Raw genomic sequence first — 16,028 nt, 5'->3', positions numbered from 1 at the left:
AATTCATAGTTCCACGGCGATGTATCGACCTACGGCCCGGTGTGAAGACACCGGGCCGTTTCGTTTTTCAACCACTAGGTAAGGACCCCCACCCATGCCCTGGATCTACCTGCTGCTGGCCGGCCTGTTCGAGATCGGCTTCGCGCTTGGAATGAAGTACTCCGAAGGCTTCAGCAAGCCACTGCCCACGGCCGCCACGGTCGTTTCCGCGCTGATCAGCCTGTACCTGATGAGCCAGGCCATGAAGAGCATTCCGGTCGGCACGGCCTATGCCATCTGGACCGGCATCGGGGCCATGGGCGTGGCAGTGCTGGGCATCTACCTGTTCAACGACAGTGCTTCACCGGCCCGCCTGGCCTGCGTGGGCCTGATCGTCGCCGGTGTGATCGGCCTGAAGCTGGTGTCGCCGAACTGAGCCGGCGCTGAGGCGTCCAATGCCGCGTTGCCGGCAGCGCCGGGCCATGCGCGGCGGCCGTTCAGAGGCGGTACGCGATGGTCTTCATCACCTTCGAGGCCAGCGCCATCGCCCCCGGAATCGGGAAGGGCAGGCGGCGGGCGCCGGCCTGCTCGGCATGGTCCGCATGCCGGGCCTCGTCCTGCTTCATCACTTCGATGACCGCGCGGCTGCGCAGGTCGGCGGCCGGGAGATCGACCAGATGCTCATCCAGGTGGGCCTCTACCTGGCGTTCGGTCTCGACGACAAAACCCAGGTTCCAGCCATCACCGCGCAGCCCGGCCAGGGTGCCGATGGTGTAACTGCCTGCGTACCAGAGCGGGTTGAACAGGCTCGGCCGGCTGTCCAGTTCGGCCAGGCGGGTGGCACACCACGCCAGGTGGTCGGTTTCCTCCTGCGCTGCCTCCAGCAGATGCTCGCGGGTGGCCGGGTCGCGGGCCACGGCGGCCTGGCCGAAATACAGGCCCTGCGCGCAGACCTCGCCGACGTGGTTGATCCGCATCAGCCCGGCCGCATGGCGGCGCTGGCGGGCGTCCATGCCCGGCTCGTCGGTGTCCACCGCCGGATAGGGGCGGCTGGCCGGCGGGTTGCCGAACACCGTGTCCAGGGCGCGCTGGGCTTCGGTCAGCAGGTGGTCCAGCGGGGTGGTCTGGCGGAGCACGGTCATGGCGATACGGTGGGGCGGGAGACCCGCCGATTCTCGCCCGCGCCCGCGCCCCTGCCAACCCGGGACAGGGGGCGGCTTGCGCCGGGGCCTGGACCTGCGTACAATCCCGCCTCTTGCGCTTCACCTTTCACAACGCGTGGCAGAGTTCCGGCGAGTCCTTCGCCGCAATGAGCCCGACCTAACCTAGAGTTCTTCATGAGCACTTTCACTGCCAAGAACGAGACCGTCCAGCGCGACTGGTACCTCGTCGACGCCGAGGGCAAGACCCTGGGCCGTCTCGCCACCGAGCTGGCCCGCCGTCTGCGTGGCAAGCACAAGCCGGTCTACACCCCGCACGTTGATACCGGCGACTACCTGGTCGTCATCAATGCAGAAAAGATTGCCGTCACCGGCAAGAAGCTGCAGGACAAGATGTATCACCGTTTCACCGGTTACATCGGCAACCTGAAGACCGAGTCCCTGGCCCAGGCGCTGGAGCGCCACCCGGAGCGCGTGATCGAGATCGCCGTGAAGGGCATGCTGCCGAAGGGCCCGCTGGGTCGCCAGATGTACCGCAAGCTCAAGGTCTACGCCGGCACTGAGCATCCGCACGCCGCACAGCAGCCGCAGGTTCTGGATATCTAATCATGGCTATCACTCAAAACTACGGCACTGGCCGCCGCAAGTCCTCCACCGCTCGCGTGTTCCTGCGCAAGGGTTCGGGCAACATCACCGTCAATGGCCGTCCGCTGGACGAGTTCTTCGGTCGTGAGACCGCGCGCATGATCGTGCGCCAGCCGCTCGAGCTGACCAAGAACACCGAAAGCTTCGACATCTTGGTCACCGCCACCGGCGGCGGCACCACCGGCCAGGCCGGTGCGATCCGTCTGGGCATCGCCCGTGCGCTGGTCGAGTATGACGAAACCCTGAAGTCCGAGCTGCGCAAGGCTGGCTTCATGACCCGTGACGCCCGTGAAGTCGAGCGTAAGAAGGTCGGTCTGCACAAGGCCCGTCGCGCCACCCAGTTCTCCAAGCGCTGATCCACTGCGCCTGGCTGGGCTCCTCCGGGAGCCCGCTGGTTGGAAAAAGCAAAAGCCCGGCTTTGGCCGGGCTTTTGCCGTTTCGGGGTTGTGCATTGGAGAGGGTGGGGTCAGGGCCCATTCCTGCGAACAACCCCGGGGTTCTCTCTGGAGGGGAGCCCCCGCGGAGCCCAGAAACGCAGAAGGCCAGATCTTTCGATCTGGCCTTCTGCGTTTAATTTGGCTGCCCCGGATGGATTCGAACCACCGAATGCCTGAGTCAGAGTCAGGTGCCTTACCGCTTGGCGACGGGGCAATGTATCGTGTAACTATTTTCTCACTTTTCACGCTGAAAAACAACTTCAGCATGGTGGCTATGGGTGGACTCGAACCACCGACCCCAGCATTATGAGTGCTGTGCTCTAACCGGCTGAGCTACATAGCCTTGGTGAGCCCGCTATTCTGCGGATACGCCGTGGGACTGTCAACACATTTGTGCCGCGCTTGTCGCCTGACAGGCGGCGTGGGATAGTCCTGACCAGTAGATTTTTTTAGGAGTCCGCATCGTGATCGATCCGGACGGCTATCGACCGAACGTCGGCATCGTGCTGATGCGGCAGGACGGGCAGGTGTTCTGGGCACGACGCGTGCGCCGGGATGGCTGGCAGTTCCCGCAGGGTGGGATGAACACCGACGAGACGCCCGTCGAGGCCATGTATCGCGAACTGCAGGAAGAGACCGGCCTGCTGCCTGAGCACGTGGAAGTGCTGGGGGCAACGCCCGGCTGGCTGCGCTACAAGCTGCCGGCGCGGGCAGTCCGCCGCAATGAACGGCAGGTCTGCATCGGCCAGAAGCAGGTCTGGTTCCTGCTGCGCCTGACCGGTGACGAATCCCATGTGTGCCTGGACCATACCGATTCGCCGGAGTTCGATCACTGGCGCTGGGTGGATTTCTGGTATCCGGTGGAGCATGTGGTGATGTTCAAGCGCGGCGTCTACGCGCGCGCGCTGCGACACCTGGCGCCGCTGGCGCGCGGGGTGGCGGGGCAGGGCGTCACTGCCATGCCGAAGAGCGCAGCGGAAGCGTGGATGCCCGGCAACACCGCGGGCCACGACCGACCGCGCAAGCGGCCGCGCAGCAGGGGCTACTGGCCCAAAAAGGCGCAGGAAGGACCGACGAGCTGACCGCCTGAACGGTATCGAGAATGGTTCAGGTCTCTGATTGACAACCATTCTCGTTTCCATTGGAATAGCGACCAGGCCGCTTCTGGCCTGTCAGCCCGGTTCCCGCCTGTGTACGTCTGCATCTGCAACGGAGTCACCGACCACCAGATCCGCGAAGCCGCCAGCCATGGCGTGACATCGGTGGCCGAGCTGACCATGCGCACCGGATGCGGCGCTACCTGCGGGTCCTGCCTGGACATGGCCGGCGAGCTGCTGGCCAAGGCACGCGCCACCCACGATCTGCCGCTGCCGGTACTCGGTCTGGCCCAGGTCGCCTGACTGTCTTTTCCGCGGCGCGTTGATGCCGCGCCTGCGCATCCTTCACGTGTGGCCGCACAGGCCAATGCGCACGATTCGCGTTCCTTCACGGCCGCACGCAAGGCGGTAAAGTGCCTGCGTTTTCAGCGTGCAGGAGTATCCCCATGAAGGGCGACACCAAGGTCATCGAATTCCTCAACAAGGTCCTCTACAACGAGCTGACCGCGATCAACCAGTATTTCCTGCACGCCAAGATGCTGAAGAACTGGGGCATCAAGGAACTCGCCGAGCATGAGTACAAGGAATCGATCGACGAGATGAAGCATGCCGACATGCTCGCCGACCGCATCCTGTTCCTTGAAGGACTGCCGAACTTCCAGGCGCTGGGCAAGCTGCGCATCGGCGAGAACCCGACCGAGATCCTGCAGTGTGACCTCTCGCTCGAGCGTGATGGCGTGGTCACCCTGCGCGAGGCGGTGGCCTATGCCGATTCGGTCGGCGACTATGTGAGCCGCCAGCTGTTCGTGAAGATCCTCGATTCGGAGGAAGAGCATATCGACTGGCTGGAAACGCAGCTGGACCTGATCGAGCGCATCGGCGAACCGAAGTACCTGCTGAGCAAGCTCGAAGAGTGAGTCAGCCCGCCTGGCCGGCGCGATGCTGTGCCAGGTACCCGCCCAGCGCCACCCGTGCCCGGGCGAATTCGGCCACCAGCAGCGCAACCGCAACGGCGGGGCGCTGCAGACTGCCGGCGCGGGCCTCGTGCTCGATCCGCTGTGCGACCGCCGACAGCGACATCGCGCCGACATTCGCGCTGGAGGACTTCAGGCTGTGCGCGACTGCCTGCAGGCGCTGGCCATCGTGGTCCTGCGCCGCCTGCTGCAGCGCCTGCACCATCGCCGGTGCGTCTTCCAGGTACACCGATACGATCTGCGTGGCGGCATCACCGATGACCGCCTGCAGCTCGTCCAGCACGTTCCGGTCCAGAACCGGGTGGGCGACAGGTTCTGGACCGGCCTTCGCTGCCGCCGCCGGAACTGCCGGCGTGGGGAGGGCTTTGGGGCCCCAGCGCAGCAGCAGCGCGTGCAGCGTGTCGCGCGCGATCGGTTTGGACAGGTAATCGTCCATGCCTGCTCGCAGGCAGCGTTCGCGATCACCGGCCATGGCATTGGCGGTCATGGCGATGATCGGCAGGCGCCGGCTTCCGGCTGCGATCTCTTCCTCGCGCCACTGGCGCGTCGCGGCGTAACCGTCCAGCACCGGCATCTGGCAGTCCATCAGCACTACGTCCACACCGCCTTCGCGCAGCGCGACCAGTGCCTGCTCGCCATCGGCGGCGTTGCGGACCTCGCACTGGAATACCCGCAGCAGGTGTTCGGCCACCATGCGGTTGACCGTGTTGTCCTCCACCAGCAGCACGCGTAGACCGAGCGCTGGCAGGGCAGCCGGTGCCTGGCCCTCTTCGGCGGCAGCCAGCCAGGCGGACGGGCGCGCGCTGGCGGTGGGCGTGGCAAGCAGGGCGTGCAGGGCGGCATCCTCGAAGGCGACCGGCAGCTGGCGATGGCGCTCCTGCGCGGGCAGCGGCTCGTCCTGCAGCCACAGCACCTGCAGCGTGTCGTCCTCACCGCGCGCAGCCAGCGCCTGCCGCAGGCGGGTTCCGCCGCTGCGGCGCGCAGGCGCATCGATCAGCAGCCAGGCCGGCGCAGCGTGCCCGGGGCGGGGCACGGCTCGCAGCCGCTCGGCCAGCGCGTCCATCCCGTCGATGACCTGCACCTGCAGCTCGTGATGGGCGGCAATGCGTTCGATGCGCGCCTGCAGGTGGCTGTCGGCACTGAACAGCAGCAGGGTGGCCGGTGGGCGTGCCATCGCCGGCAGGTCGCCGGGAACCTTCAACAACGGAATCTCGAACCAGAAGCGGGCGCCCTGGCCGGGGGTCGACTGGACGCCGATGTGGCCGTGCATCAGGTCGATGATGCGTTTGCAGATGGCCAGGCCCAGGCCGGTGCCACCATAGATGCGGGTGGTTGACGCATCGGCCTGGCTGAAGGACTGGAACAGGCGTGCCTGCTGGGCCTCGTCGATGCCGATGCCGGTGTCGATCACTTCGAAGCGCAACTGGTGCTGGGCCGGACCTTCGCCCAGCCGTTGCACGCGCAGCTGCACCTGGCCGCGTGCCGTGAACTTGATGGCATTGGCCAGAAGGTTGCTCAGCACCTGCCGCAGGCGCACCGGATCGCCGCGCACGGGAAGGCGGACCGTCGGATCCAGTTGCAGCACCAGTGCCAGTCCCTTGGCGTCGGCAGCGCGCTGCATCAGCTGCACCACGGCGTCGAGCAGCTCGCGCAGATTGAAGCTGGTGATCTCCAGCTCCAGTGCCTGTGCTTCCAACCGCGAGTAATCGAGGATGTCGTCGACGATACGCAGCAGCTGCTGCGAGCTGGCCGATGCGGTGGCCAGCATCCGCCGCTGGTCCTCGCCCAGCGGGCCACGCGCGATCAGCTCCAGCATCGGCAGGATGCCGTTGAGCGGCGTGCGGATCTCGTGGCTCATCGTGGCCAGGAACTCGCCCTTGGCCAGCACCGCCGCCTCGGCCGCCTGCTTGGCCTGCAGCAACTGCTGTTCGAGCTGGCCCTGACGCTCGGTGGTGCGGCGCAGCTGGTCGCGCTCGCTGGCCAGCGCGGCACGATCCCGTTGCAGTGCGGCCAGCGCCTGGCTGCGCGTGCGCAGGCGCAGCCCCGCCAGCAGCAGCGCGATGGCCGCCACGGCCAGGGCCACCAGCAGCACCGCCCACAGCGGCATGTCAGAGCACCGCGTTGTGGAAGTCGAAGTTCAGGTCGCTGCCGGCGGACTGCACCATGTTGCCCTGGATGTAGTCGACCCCTCCCACCCACATCGCGGCCGCTGCCTGCGGATCTTCGATCTGCTGCCCGATGATCTGCAGACCGGCGCCGTGCGCCCGCTCGATCGCCCTGCGCAGTTCTTCGCGCGTGCCTGGATTGGCGTGGCTGCTGGAGAACCGTGCAGCCATGCGTACGAACGAAAGCGGCAGCTGGCCCAGCAGCGCGTCGGCATCGTTGCCGGGCTCGAACTGGCTCAGGCAGAAGCGCACGCCGGCCTGCGCCATGCGCTGACAGAACTGCTGCAGCGGCACGGTGTGGATCAGCGCATCAGGCAGGCGCACGTCGATGACCAGCGCACTGCCTGGCAGGTCGCGCTGCTGCAGCGACTCCAGCAGCCAGTCGGCGAAGGCGTCGCGCTGCAGGGTACGCAGCGACTGCGAGACGAACAGATTGAGCGGCTGGGTGGCATGCCGGTACAGATCCAGCAGGCCCAGCGCATGATCGAGCACCTGCTGGTCGAGGTCGGCGATGCGGCCGGCGGCTTCGGCGGCCGGAATCACCTGGCCGGCGGTCAGCACGGTGCCGTCGGCCTGGCGCAGCCGCAGCAGGACCTGGTACTGCGCGCTGCCTCCACCGGCGACGGCGACGATGGGTTGGTAAGCCAGTTCCAGCTGGCCTTCCAGCAGGGCCAGATGCTCCTGTTCGCTGATGGCCTGCCGATGCACGTGGCCGGCCACGCCGGCACTGAGCAGGCGTGCCTGCAGGGTCGTGCGCTCGACGGCTTCCAGCGCACTGGCGGCATCCTCGAAGCCGGGCGACAGCGGTGCATAGCCGACCACGCCACGCAGGTGCACCGATTCGTCATCGCGGATCACGAAGGCCCTCGCGGAGAGCTGCTCGCGCAGGGTGGCGGCCACGCTCTCCAGCCTGTCCTCATCGGCATCACGCGCCAGCAGCAGGAAACTGTTGTCGTTCAGGCGCGCCAGCAGGTGCGGATGGCCGGCTTCGGCCAAGCGCTGTCCGGCCTGCACCATCAGCCGTTCGAACGCAGCGTAGCCATAGCGCTCGCGCAGGCCCAGCGCGCTGGCCACCTCGATGAAGAACAGGCCGCCACGATCATGGTGGGCCAGGGCGGCATTGAGCTGCTGCAGCACATGATGGCGCGTCGGCAGGCCGGTTTCAGGATTGCTGGTGGCCGGCGTGCCGGAGGCGCCGGGCAAGGTTGCCGCCTGCGCGCGGGCACGGCGGATGCGGTTGGCGACCGCCGCGATCAGGTGCCGCGGCCGGATCGGCTTGCTCAGGTAGTCGTCGGCACCGCTGTCGAGCACTTCGAACTGGCGCTCCGGATCGGGATCGCCGCTGAGGAACACGATGGGCAGCAACTGCAGGCCGGGCTGCTGGCGAATCATCGCCGTCAGCCGCATGCCGTCCAGGCCGGGCAGGTGCAGGTCCATCAGGATCAGGTCAGGGCGATGGTCCTTGATCGATTGCTGGACGCCTTCGGCATCGCTGAGCACGATGGCCTGCATGCCGGCGCCGTGCAGCACGCTCTGCGCGAACAGGGCCTGCGCACGGTCGTCCTCGACGATCAGCACGCGGTAGGGTGAATCCGCCGGCGCCGGTGCCGGGTCGTGGTTGCCCGCCTCGGGCTGTGAGGTGACGCCCGGCAGCGGCGGCGGAGCACCGCCGGAGGCAGGCCCACTGTCAGCGACGCTGGACGGAACCGATGGGGAGGCACCCGCGTCCACCACCGCAGTGGCCCAGCGTTGCCAATGATCGGCCGGTGGCGTTTCAGCGCGACCCGGGCGGACGCCTGCGGGGGATTCAATTGCGGCCATGGGGGCTCCTGATGATCGCAGCCATTATGCGACACGCCCGGCGTTCATCCGGTGCGTGGCTGTTGCCGGTCAGTGCCGTTGCCGGCACGGGCAAGCCAACGCACGCCGCGCCACAGAGCGCGCCATGCCAGCCAGACCAGCAATGCGCCGGCCAGGCTGCATGCCAGCACCACGACCAGCGCGATCCACGGGTGTGCCAGGGCCAATGCCAGGCCGCCAACCACCACGGTGTCTTCGGCGATCGAGGCGACCCAGTTGCTGGCCGGCTCCGGCGAGGTGTTGAGCAGGGCACGGGTGCCCGCCTTCAGGCCATGGCTGGCCAGGGCTACGCCGGCGCCGGCAGCGAGCGCACCGGTACCCAGCTGCCCATCCGGCGACAGGGTGGCGGCGGCGAGGAAGGCGCCGGCGGGGACCCGGGCAAGGGTCTGCACCAGGTCCCAGACCGAATCCACGCCGGGAATCTTGTCGGCAAAGAACTCGGTCACGGCCAGCGCCGCTGAGGTACCCAGCACCCACCACGACTCGGTCGCCTGCAGGGCGGGTGGCAGGTCGACCCAGCCGAGCAGGCCGGCCAGGCCGACACCGAAGACGGTGAGGTAGACACGGATGCCGGCCAGCCAGGCCAGCAGGATGCCGATCACGAACAGGTGGGCTTCGGTCATGGCGATGCTCCGACGGCGGAACTGTGCGAGGGGCCACACTATCGACGATGGCGTGCCTGAACGCCACAGACCTCGGTCGCCTCCAGCGCAGGAATCCTGCCGATCCTGTCATACACTAGCCCGTCGTTTGCCACACGGGCCGTGCCGGTGTCGCGCCCGCGATGCCACGGGATCTACCCATGACCAACCGTCCTCCCATGCGCGTGCAGGTCCGCCTGCCCGGCGCGTCACATCCGCCCGCGGACCGCCGTCGCCTGTGGGTGATTGGAGGCATCTGGCTGCTCAGCCTGGTGCTGGCCACGATCGGAGGCTGCTGGATGGGGGCGCCGCGTGGCGAGCAGGGACAACGGTTGCAGGCAGCCGAGAAGCGTGCCGAGAGCCTGCAGGCGCAGCTGACTGAACTGCGCCAGAAGCAGGCCACGCTGGAAGCCTCCGACCGCATCAGCCGCGCCGCCAACAACGAAGTGCAGTCCTCGCTCGCCGAGCGCGACGAAGAGATCGCCGGGTTGCGCGCGGACGTCGCCTTCTATGAGCGCCTGGTCGGTTCGACCAGCCAGCGCAAGGGCCTGAACACCCACTCGATCGAGTTCAGCCCGGAATCGGCCGGCACCTGGCAGTACACCGCCGTGCTGACCCAGAATCTCAACCGCGGGGCCATCAGCCAGGGGCAGATGCGTTTCACCGTGGAAGGCGTGAAGAACGGCAAGCTGGCCACGATCAGCTGGGATGATCTGCACCAGCGCAGCAAGGTGCCGGGACAGGACTACTCGTTCCGGTACTTCCAGCAGCTCACCGGCAGCGTGATGCTGCCGGCTGACTTCACTCCGCAACGCGTGCGGGTGACATTGGGGAGTGGTGCGGGGGGCGCCACCCAGGTATTCGACTGGAAACAGGCCGGCGCGCCGGCCAGCAAAGGGGAGTAGGCAGATGTTCGGAAACAGCAAATCCAACCGTGACGGCCAGCTGGTGGTGGATGCCCTGATCGGCAACCAGGTGGTGATCCGCGGTGATGTGGAGTTCAGTGGTGGCCTGTACGTGGAAGGTCGCATCCATGGCAAGGTGATCGCCGCCGAAGGCGCCAGCACCGCGACCCTGACGCTCGCCGAGCATGGCGTGATCGAAGGGGAGATCCGTGCCCAGGTGGTGGTCATCAGCGGCCGCCTGGAGGGGGATGTCCACGCCACCGAAAAGGTCGAACTGACCCCGAGCGCGCGGGTCAACGGCAATGTCCACTACGAGGTGGTGGAGATGAACGCCGGGGCCCAGCTGAATGGACGCCTGATCCATGCCAGCGCACCGCTGGCGGCCCTGCCTGCACCCGAAAGCGGGGATCCCGCCAGTGGCAAGGGCGACACCGCGGCCCGACGCAAGCTGGCCGAAGCGATGGCTTGAAAGCCACCGCCGGTGCCCCCATGCTGATGCCATGAGCACGCTAGTCTCCCTGCCCGGCGCCCCCACGGCGGCCGCGCCCGATTACCAGTCGCTGGAGCGGCCGCTGAACTTCACCGAAGCAGCGGCCTCCAAGGTCAAGTCGTTGATCCAGGAAGAGGGCAACCCCGATCTGGCGCTGCGTGTGTATATCGAGGGTGGCGGCTGTTCGGGCTTCCAGTACGGTTTCGAGTTCGACGAGAACCGTGCCGAGGACGATCTGGCGGTACAGACCAGCGGGGTGACCCTGCTGGTCGACCCGCTCAGCCTGCAGTACCTGATGGGGGCTGAAGTGGATTACACCGAGAGCCTGACCGGCGCGCAGTTCGTGATCCGCAATCCGAACGCGAAGACCACCTGCGGTTGCGGCAGCAGCTTCAGCATGTGATTGCAGGGCGCGGGGCCTGCGCTCCGCGCCAGGTGTGTCGAGCGGTCTCCACACCTCACAGCAGAATGCGCACAGCGCCGACCTTGCCACCCGCATCGAATGGCGGCAGGCTTGCTGGATGTCCAATATTCTTTCGCCGCTGTCCGGTTTCGCCTTCATTGGCGAACCGCTGGAGCGCGCCGATGCCCTGCGCGAAGATGCCGATGTGCTGGCACGCCTGTGGCCGGATGCGCGGGTTCTCGTGCTTGACCAGGACGGCAGTGCCTTCACCGGTGCTGATGACCAGCCACTGGCGCTGACCGGCGCCGACATCGGGGGCGGCCCCGGTGCCGCGATCTTCCTGGGTCTGCGGGGTGAGCAGGCCTGGTTCTCGGTGGAAGCGTCCGCGGTTGCCGTCACTGCGCCTGGCCGGCTCGACCTGCGCCAGGCGGCACTGCTGTGGCCGGTGGCCGATGCGACCGCTTTCAGCTACGCGCGCGGCATGTCCTACTGGCATTCGCGCACGCGCTTCTGCGGCGTCTGCGGGGGGGCGGTGGCCTTTGCCCGCGGTGGCTTCGTTGGCCGCTGCGGGCAGTGCGCGACCGAGCACTATCCCCGGGTGGACCCGGCGGTGATCGTCGCGGTGGAAAACCAGGGCCGGTTGCTGCTGGGGCGGCAGTCCAACTGGGCGCCGCGCCGCTATTCGGTACTGGCGGGTTTCGTCGAACCAGGCGAGACCTTCGAACAGACCGTGGTGCGGGAAGTGCACGAGGAGAGCCGGGTGCGCATCACTGCCTGCCAGTATCTCGGTTCGCAGCCCTGGCCGTTCCCGGGCGCGCTGATGGTGGGGTTCCGCGCGCAGGCGCAGGACGATGTGCCGACCGTGGATGGCGAACTGGAGGATGCGCGCTGGTTCAGTGCCGACGAGGTGGGCGCGGCGCTGGCACGTGATGTTGAAGATGATGGCCAGGGCATCCGCCTGTCGCCGCCGATCTCGATTTCGCGGGGGCTGATCGAGCACTGGTATCGCCAACAGCGGGCGTGAAGACCGCACCGGCCTGTCAGAACGGCGGCGACCATTGCCGCCACCTGAACACGGCCCGGGTTACAGTGCGGCAGACCGCTGATGGCGGCGTCGCGACGGGTAAGGTAGCGACGCCGAGCGCCTTGTTTCGTAGGGAGACCTGCCATGTTCACCACTCTGGCTGCCGTGCTGGTTGCACTGGCCCTGGGCCATGTCGCCCCGGCCGCTGCCGCCTCGCTGCGCCGCTTTGACAGCTTCCGGCGCTGGCTGGGCTGGCTGGATGCGCACGGCGGCAAGGCCTGGCAGGGCCCCATGGGCGTGGTGCTGGCGCTGCTGCCGCCGCTGGTGTTGATGGCGCTGCTGGCCTGGCTGCTGCGGGGCGTGCTGTTCGGGCTGCCCTCGTTGCTGCTGGGCGTGGCGGTTCTGGCCTGGTGCTGGGGGCCGCGCGACCTGGACCGTGACATCGAAGCGATCATCGATGCCGATGACGCACCGACCCGGCAGGCGGCCGTGCGCCATCTGCAGGCGGCCGGTGGCAGCCTGCGCGAGGATGTACCCTCGCTGGTGGAGGCGACCGTACTCAATGCGCTGCGCCGCTGGTTTGCGGTGCTGTTCTGGTTCCTGCTGCTGGGCCCGGTGGGCGCGCTGGGCTATCGCCTGCTGGCGCTGATGTCCGAAAGCCCGATGCGTGCACGCGTACCGGTGGAACCGCTGGCAGTGGCCCAGCGCCTGCTGGGCTGGATCGAATGGCCGGTGGCACAGTTGATGGCGTTCTCGATGGCACTGGTCGGCAACTTCGACACGGCGTGGAAGGCATGGCGGCAAGCGCATGGCGAGCGCCTGGTCGGAGGCATCGGATTCCTGGGTGCGGTGGCGCGGGCCAGCGTCAATGCCGAGCTGCGCGAGGACGCGCATGACTACACCGAGGCGGGCCTGCTGCCGGTCTGGCAACGTCTGCCCGACCTGCGCGATGCCATGAGTCTGGTGTGGCGGATGCTGCTGCTGTGGCTGGCGGTGCTGGCCGTGCTGGTGATCGCCGGCTGGGTGACGTAGCCGCTGGCCAGGCGCGTGCGGCCTGACCGCAGCACGCGTTGCGACGCGCCTGGACGCGAAGTGGGAATCTAGACCGGCGCCAGTGCGGTGAACTGTGCCCACGGCAGGTTGCGCAGCAGAGCGTAACCGGGCAGCAGCCACAGCCAGAACATGGGGTTGGCCAGAATCCGCATCAGCGGATCAAGCACACGCGGGCGGATGCCGGCGATGTTCAGCAGCATCAGCAGCAGCAGGGGCAGGCTGATGACCAGCAGCGGGTTCATCGCCATCGCGCCGGCCAGATCGAAATGGACCAGCGAGTAAAGGCAGCGCGTGCTGCCGCAGCCGGGGCAATACAGACCGGTGAGTGCGTACAGCGGGCAGCCCGGCAGGGGATTGCCGGCCACGTAGGGATTGACGTTGCGCAGCACCACGGCCGCGCCTGCGGCCAGGCCGGTGGAGGCCAGCAAGGGTGCCCAGCGGGCGAGCCGGGAAGGAAGAGCGGACACGATCAGGCGAAGACGGATCCGGCGCGGACGCCGCCGGATCCGTCCGCAGGCCTCAGTAGCTGCCGTTGCTCATCGCGCCGATGCCACCGAGCACGACGAAGAACAGCACATACAGCACGACCATGATGACCCAGGCGATGGCCGACCAGATGGCCCACTTCTTGGCCTTGGCGGACGAGTCCTGTGCACCGGCGATATCGCCAGCGGCCAGCTTGCCGTTGACCTGTGCCGCATAGACGATCGACACGATGCCGACCGGCAGGCAGCAGAGCAGGGTGCTCAGGATCGCCCAGACCAGGTTGTTCGGGACCTGCGGAGTAGCGGTGTTCATGATTCAAGCTCCTTGATGGGTGGTGGTGGATCAATGGTCGGAAAGAGCGCCCAGTGCGGCCAGGCCGCCGAAGAGCCCGAACCACAACAGCAACAGGACCGGCAGGGCCGCGGCCGAAGCCGCCGCCCACCAGCCCGCCTTGCGTGACGCGCTATAGGCTCCCGCCAGATCGCCGGCCGCGCGGCGGCCATCGACCTGGGCGGCATACACGATCGACACCACGCCCAACGGCAGGCAGCAGAACAGCGTCGTCAGGATCGCCCACACCAGATGGTTGGGGATGTAGACCGGACGGCCGAGTGGTGGCGGTTGATTCAACGTGAGACTCCATTCCTTGGTGGCCGACCGTAGTGAACGGGCCGGACCTCCCCCCTGTGGGTGCGTAATCTACCGCAACCTGCGTCGCATGTATGCGTTTTCAGCCCGGCAATGACGGGCACGGCGCTTGACGCTGGCGTATGTGGGGGATGGCCCGGCTATGCGCGAACGGAGGGATTCCGTCAGGCGTGATCGCCGCGAAGGGCGCGGACCTGGGCTTCCAGTGCCGGCGCGTCGGTGCTGCGACCATCGATGGCAGGTGCTGCCACCACCTCGACGGTGGCGCGGAAGCGGCGCGGAACCCGCATGCGGCCAAGCCGGCTGTCGCGCCGGCTCCACATGCTCGACCACATCCCGCGCAGGGCCATTGGCACCACCGGCACCGGCCGGCGTTCGAGGATCTTCTCGACGCCGGACTTGAACGGCGCCATCTGCCCATCGCGGGTGAGTGCTCCCTCCGGGAAGATGCAGACCAGCTCACCCTCGGCCAGCGCCGCATCGATCTCCTCGAACGCGCGCTGCATCAAGGCCTCGTCCTCGCGAGCCCCGGCAATCGGGATGGCCTTGGCGGTGCGGAAGATCCAGCGCATCACCGGGATGTTGAAGATCCTGTAGTACATGACGAAGCGTACGGGGCGCGGAATCGTCGCCGACAGGATCAGTGCATCCATGTAGCTGACATGATTGCAGACGATCAGTGCTGCGCCTTCATCCGGCACATTGGCTTCGATGCCATGCGGGCGCAGCCGGTACAGGGTGCGCACCATCACCCAGCTCAGGAAGCGCATCAGGAATTCGGGGACGATGGTGAAGATGTAGATCGCCACCACGGCATTGGCGATCGCCAGCGCCAGGAACAGCTGCGGGATGCTCCAGTGCAGCAGCTCGCGCGCGGCCAGCGACAGCAGTGCGGCGGACACGATGAAACCGGAGTTCTGGATGTTCAACGCGGCGAACACGCGTGACATCTGCGCCTTCGGCGTGCGGCTCTGGATCAGGGCGAACAGCGGAACGACGAAGATGCCGGTGAACAGGCCGATTCCGACAAGGTCGATGACGATGCGCACGCTGCCGGGCTGCTGCAGGAACTGGGTGATGCTCAGCCCCTGCACGGTGGCCTCGCCGCTGCGGGCGAAGTAGAGATCGAGCAGGAACGCGGTCATGCCGAACGCGCCCAGCGGCACCAGGCCGATCTCCACCGTGCGCGCCGACAGCCTCTCGCACAGCAGTGAGCCAACGCCGGTGCCGATGGAAAACAGCGCCAGTGCCAGCAGGTACAGCTTGGGTTCGCCGCCCAGGTTGGCCAGCGCATAATTCGGCAGCTGCGAGGTCAGCACGGTGCCGACGAACCAGAACCAGGACACGCCCAGGATCGCGTTGCGCACCGCCTTCTGCTGGCGTGCCATGCGCAGCACCACCAGCGACTCCGGCAATGGGTTCCAGTTGATCTTCAGGCCCGGGTCGCCGGCATCGACCTTGGGAATCATCCGCGCCGCGATGTTGCCGCAGACCGCCAGGGCGATGACCAGCGATGCCGCGAACACGGGCCCGTGGCTGCCGGCCAGCAGGAACACGGCGCCGCCGATGATCATCCCTGACAGGATCGAGATCGATGTGCCCATCTCCACCAGCCCGTTGCCACCGGTCAGCTCCTCGGGTTTGAGTACCGAGGGCAGCACCGAGTACTTCACCGGGCCGAACAGGGTCGACTGCATGCCGGTGCAGAACAGCGCCACCAGCAGGAACGGCAGGTTCTCGGTGAGGAAGCCGATCGCTGCCAACGACATGATCACGATCTCCATCGTGGTGGTGATCACGATGAGCCGCGACTTCTCCAGTTTGTCGGCGATCTGCCCGGCCAATGCCGAGAACAGGAAATAGGGAAGGATGAAGATCGCCGGCGCCAGCGTGGTGTACAGCGAACGCTGCTCTTCGGACACGCCCAGGTAGAACAGCAGGCCGATGATGGCCTGCCGGTATACGTTGTCGTTGAAAGCGCCCAGCGCCTGCACGATGAAGAACGGCAGGAAGCGGCGCTGGCGCAGCAGGGCGAACTGGTTGTGACCGGACATGGAATCT

The 16,028-nt window shown here is 67.1% G+C and carries 19 protein-coding genes and 2 tRNA genes; 11 read left to right on the top strand and 10 right to left on the bottom strand.

From position 1 onward, the window contains the following. Positions 1-94: 94 nt before the first annotated feature. The gene (locus tag ACX9OW_RS13585; RefSeq protein ID WP_005411314.1) at positions 95-415 is read left to right on the top strand and encodes a DMT family transporter; all 321 of its coding nucleotides are present in this window, start codon (positions 95-97) and stop codon (positions 413-415) included. 61 nt (positions 416-476) lie between these two features. On the opposite strand, the gene coq7 is transcribed toward ACX9OW_RS13585, so the two are convergent. Then, on the bottom strand, positions 477-1,121 hold the full coding sequence (gene coq7, locus ACX9OW_RS13580) for a 2-polyprenyl-3-methyl-6-methoxy-1,4-benzoquinone monooxygenase (RefSeq protein ID WP_053515583.1): 645 nt from the start codon (positions 1,119-1,121) through the stop codon (positions 477-479). A gap of 195 nt (positions 1,122-1,316) precedes the next feature. Here coq7 and rplM point away from each other — a divergent pair, with 195 nt between their 5' ends. Then, positions 1,317-1,745 (top strand): 50S ribosomal protein L13, encoded by a 429-nt coding sequence (rplM, locus tag ACX9OW_RS13575; RefSeq protein WP_005414692.1) that lies wholly within the window; start codon positions 1,317-1,319, stop codon positions 1,743-1,745. Between the two features lie 2 nt (positions 1,746-1,747). Further along, positions 1,748-2,140, top strand: coding sequence for a 30S ribosomal protein S9 (rpsI, locus tag ACX9OW_RS13570; RefSeq protein ID WP_053515585.1), 393 nt, complete (start codon positions 1,748-1,750; stop codon positions 2,138-2,140). 220 nt (positions 2,141-2,360) lie between these two features. On the opposite strand, the gene ACX9OW_RS13565 is transcribed toward rpsI, so the two are convergent. Together ACX9OW_RS13565 and ACX9OW_RS13560 are read right to left on the bottom strand one after the other, a co-directional pair. Beyond that, a tRNA-Gln gene (locus tag ACX9OW_RS13565) sits at positions 2,361-2,435 on the bottom strand. A 52-nt stretch (positions 2,436-2,487) separates the two neighbouring features. After that, positions 2,488-2,564 (bottom strand) — tRNA-Met (locus ACX9OW_RS13560). 121 nt (positions 2,565-2,685) lie between these two features. On the opposite strand from ACX9OW_RS13560, the gene ACX9OW_RS13555 reads away from it, so the two are divergent. The 3 genes from ACX9OW_RS13555 to bfr all read left to right on the top strand — a co-directional run bounded on the left by ACX9OW_RS13555 (position 2,686) and on the right by bfr (position 4,235). Beyond that, a complete protein-coding gene (locus ACX9OW_RS13555) occupies positions 2,686-3,303 on the top strand; it encodes an RNA pyrophosphohydrolase (RefSeq protein WP_053515586.1) in 618 nt (205 codons plus the stop codon). A gap of 108 nt (positions 3,304-3,411) precedes the next feature. Beyond that, entirely contained in the window at positions 3,412-3,621 is a 210-nt protein-coding gene (locus ACX9OW_RS13550) for a (2Fe-2S)-binding protein (RefSeq protein WP_032951724.1), read from the top strand. A 143-nt stretch (positions 3,622-3,764) separates the two neighbouring features. Beyond that, positions 3,765-4,235, top strand: coding sequence for a bacterioferritin (gene bfr / locus ACX9OW_RS13545; protein WP_005414691.1), 471 nt, complete (start codon positions 3,765-3,767; stop codon positions 4,233-4,235). A 1-nt stretch (position 4,236) separates the two neighbouring features. Here the strand turns inward: bfr and ACX9OW_RS13540 are convergent, their stop codons facing one another. From ACX9OW_RS13540 to ACX9OW_RS13530, 3 genes are read right to left on the bottom strand one after another with little or no spacing between them, the layout of a single operon-like run. After that, complete coding sequence (locus ACX9OW_RS13540; protein WP_459062392.1) at positions 4,237-6,399, bottom strand: ATP-binding protein; 2,163 nt, start codon at positions 6,397-6,399, stop codon at positions 4,237-4,239. A 1-nt stretch (position 6,400) separates the two neighbouring features. Further along, the gene (locus ACX9OW_RS13535) at positions 6,401-8,278 is read right to left on the bottom strand and encodes an EAL domain-containing protein (protein ID WP_065174381.1); all 1,878 of its coding nucleotides are present in this window, start codon (positions 8,276-8,278) and stop codon (positions 6,401-6,403) included. Positions 8,279-8,322: 44 nt separating this feature from the next. Continuing rightward, positions 8,323-8,940, bottom strand: coding sequence for a DUF4126 domain-containing protein (locus ACX9OW_RS13530; protein ID WP_053515592.1), 618 nt, complete (start codon positions 8,938-8,940; stop codon positions 8,323-8,325). 179 nt (positions 8,941-9,119) lie between these two features. Between ACX9OW_RS13530 and ACX9OW_RS13525 the strand changes: the two genes are divergently transcribed. The 5 genes from ACX9OW_RS13525 to ampE all read left to right on the top strand — a co-directional run bounded on the left by ACX9OW_RS13525 (position 9,120) and on the right by ampE (position 12,812). Then, positions 9,120-9,863 (top strand): DUF6776 family protein, encoded by a 744-nt coding sequence (locus ACX9OW_RS13525; RefSeq protein WP_053515594.1) that lies wholly within the window; start codon positions 9,120-9,122, stop codon positions 9,861-9,863. Between the two features lie 4 nt (positions 9,864-9,867). Continuing rightward, the gene (locus ACX9OW_RS13520) at positions 9,868-10,332 is read left to right on the top strand and encodes a bactofilin family protein (RefSeq protein ID WP_053515596.1); all 465 of its coding nucleotides are present in this window, start codon (positions 9,868-9,870) and stop codon (positions 10,330-10,332) included. A 31-nt stretch (positions 10,333-10,363) separates the two neighbouring features. After that, positions 10,364-10,756 (top strand): iron-sulfur cluster insertion protein ErpA, encoded by a 393-nt coding sequence (erpA, locus tag ACX9OW_RS13515; protein ID WP_053515598.1) that lies wholly within the window; start codon positions 10,364-10,366, stop codon positions 10,754-10,756. A 118-nt stretch (positions 10,757-10,874) separates the two neighbouring features. Further along, positions 10,875-11,780, top strand: coding sequence for an NAD(+) diphosphatase (nudC, locus tag ACX9OW_RS13510; protein WP_164151968.1), 906 nt, complete (start codon positions 10,875-10,877; stop codon positions 11,778-11,780). A gap of 144 nt (positions 11,781-11,924) precedes the next feature. After that, positions 11,925-12,812, top strand: coding sequence for a regulatory signaling modulator protein AmpE (gene ampE, locus ACX9OW_RS13505; protein ID WP_053515600.1), 888 nt, complete (start codon positions 11,925-11,927; stop codon positions 12,810-12,812). Between the two features lie 68 nt (positions 12,813-12,880). Here ampE and ACX9OW_RS13500 read toward each other — a convergent pair whose 3' ends face one another. The 4 genes from ACX9OW_RS13500 to ACX9OW_RS13485 form a co-directional block, all read right to left on the bottom strand. Further along, positions 12,881-13,300, bottom strand: coding sequence for a DUF2752 domain-containing protein (locus ACX9OW_RS13500; RefSeq protein WP_459062391.1), 420 nt, complete (start codon positions 13,298-13,300; stop codon positions 12,881-12,883). 52 nt (positions 13,301-13,352) lie between these two features. Beyond that, a complete protein-coding gene (locus ACX9OW_RS13495) occupies positions 13,353-13,631 on the bottom strand; it encodes a CD225/dispanin family protein (RefSeq protein WP_065174386.1) in 279 nt (92 codons plus the stop codon). Positions 13,632-13,661: 30 nt separating this feature from the next. Continuing rightward, positions 13,662-13,949, bottom strand: a complete 288-nt coding sequence (locus tag ACX9OW_RS13490) for a CD225/dispanin family protein (protein ID WP_053515606.1) — start codon at positions 13,947-13,949, stop codon at positions 13,662-13,664. Between the two features lie 182 nt (positions 13,950-14,131). Next, complete coding sequence (locus ACX9OW_RS13485; protein ID WP_164151972.1) at positions 14,132-16,021, bottom strand: MFS transporter; 1,890 nt, start codon at positions 16,019-16,021, stop codon at positions 14,132-14,134. Positions 16,022-16,028 lie beyond the last annotated feature (7 nt).

The organism is Stenotrophomonas genospecies 5 (genome assembly GCF_054473825.1).
The sequence above is the reverse complement of the archived record's forward strand: the minus strand, read 5'-3'. Positions and strand labels throughout refer to the sequence as shown.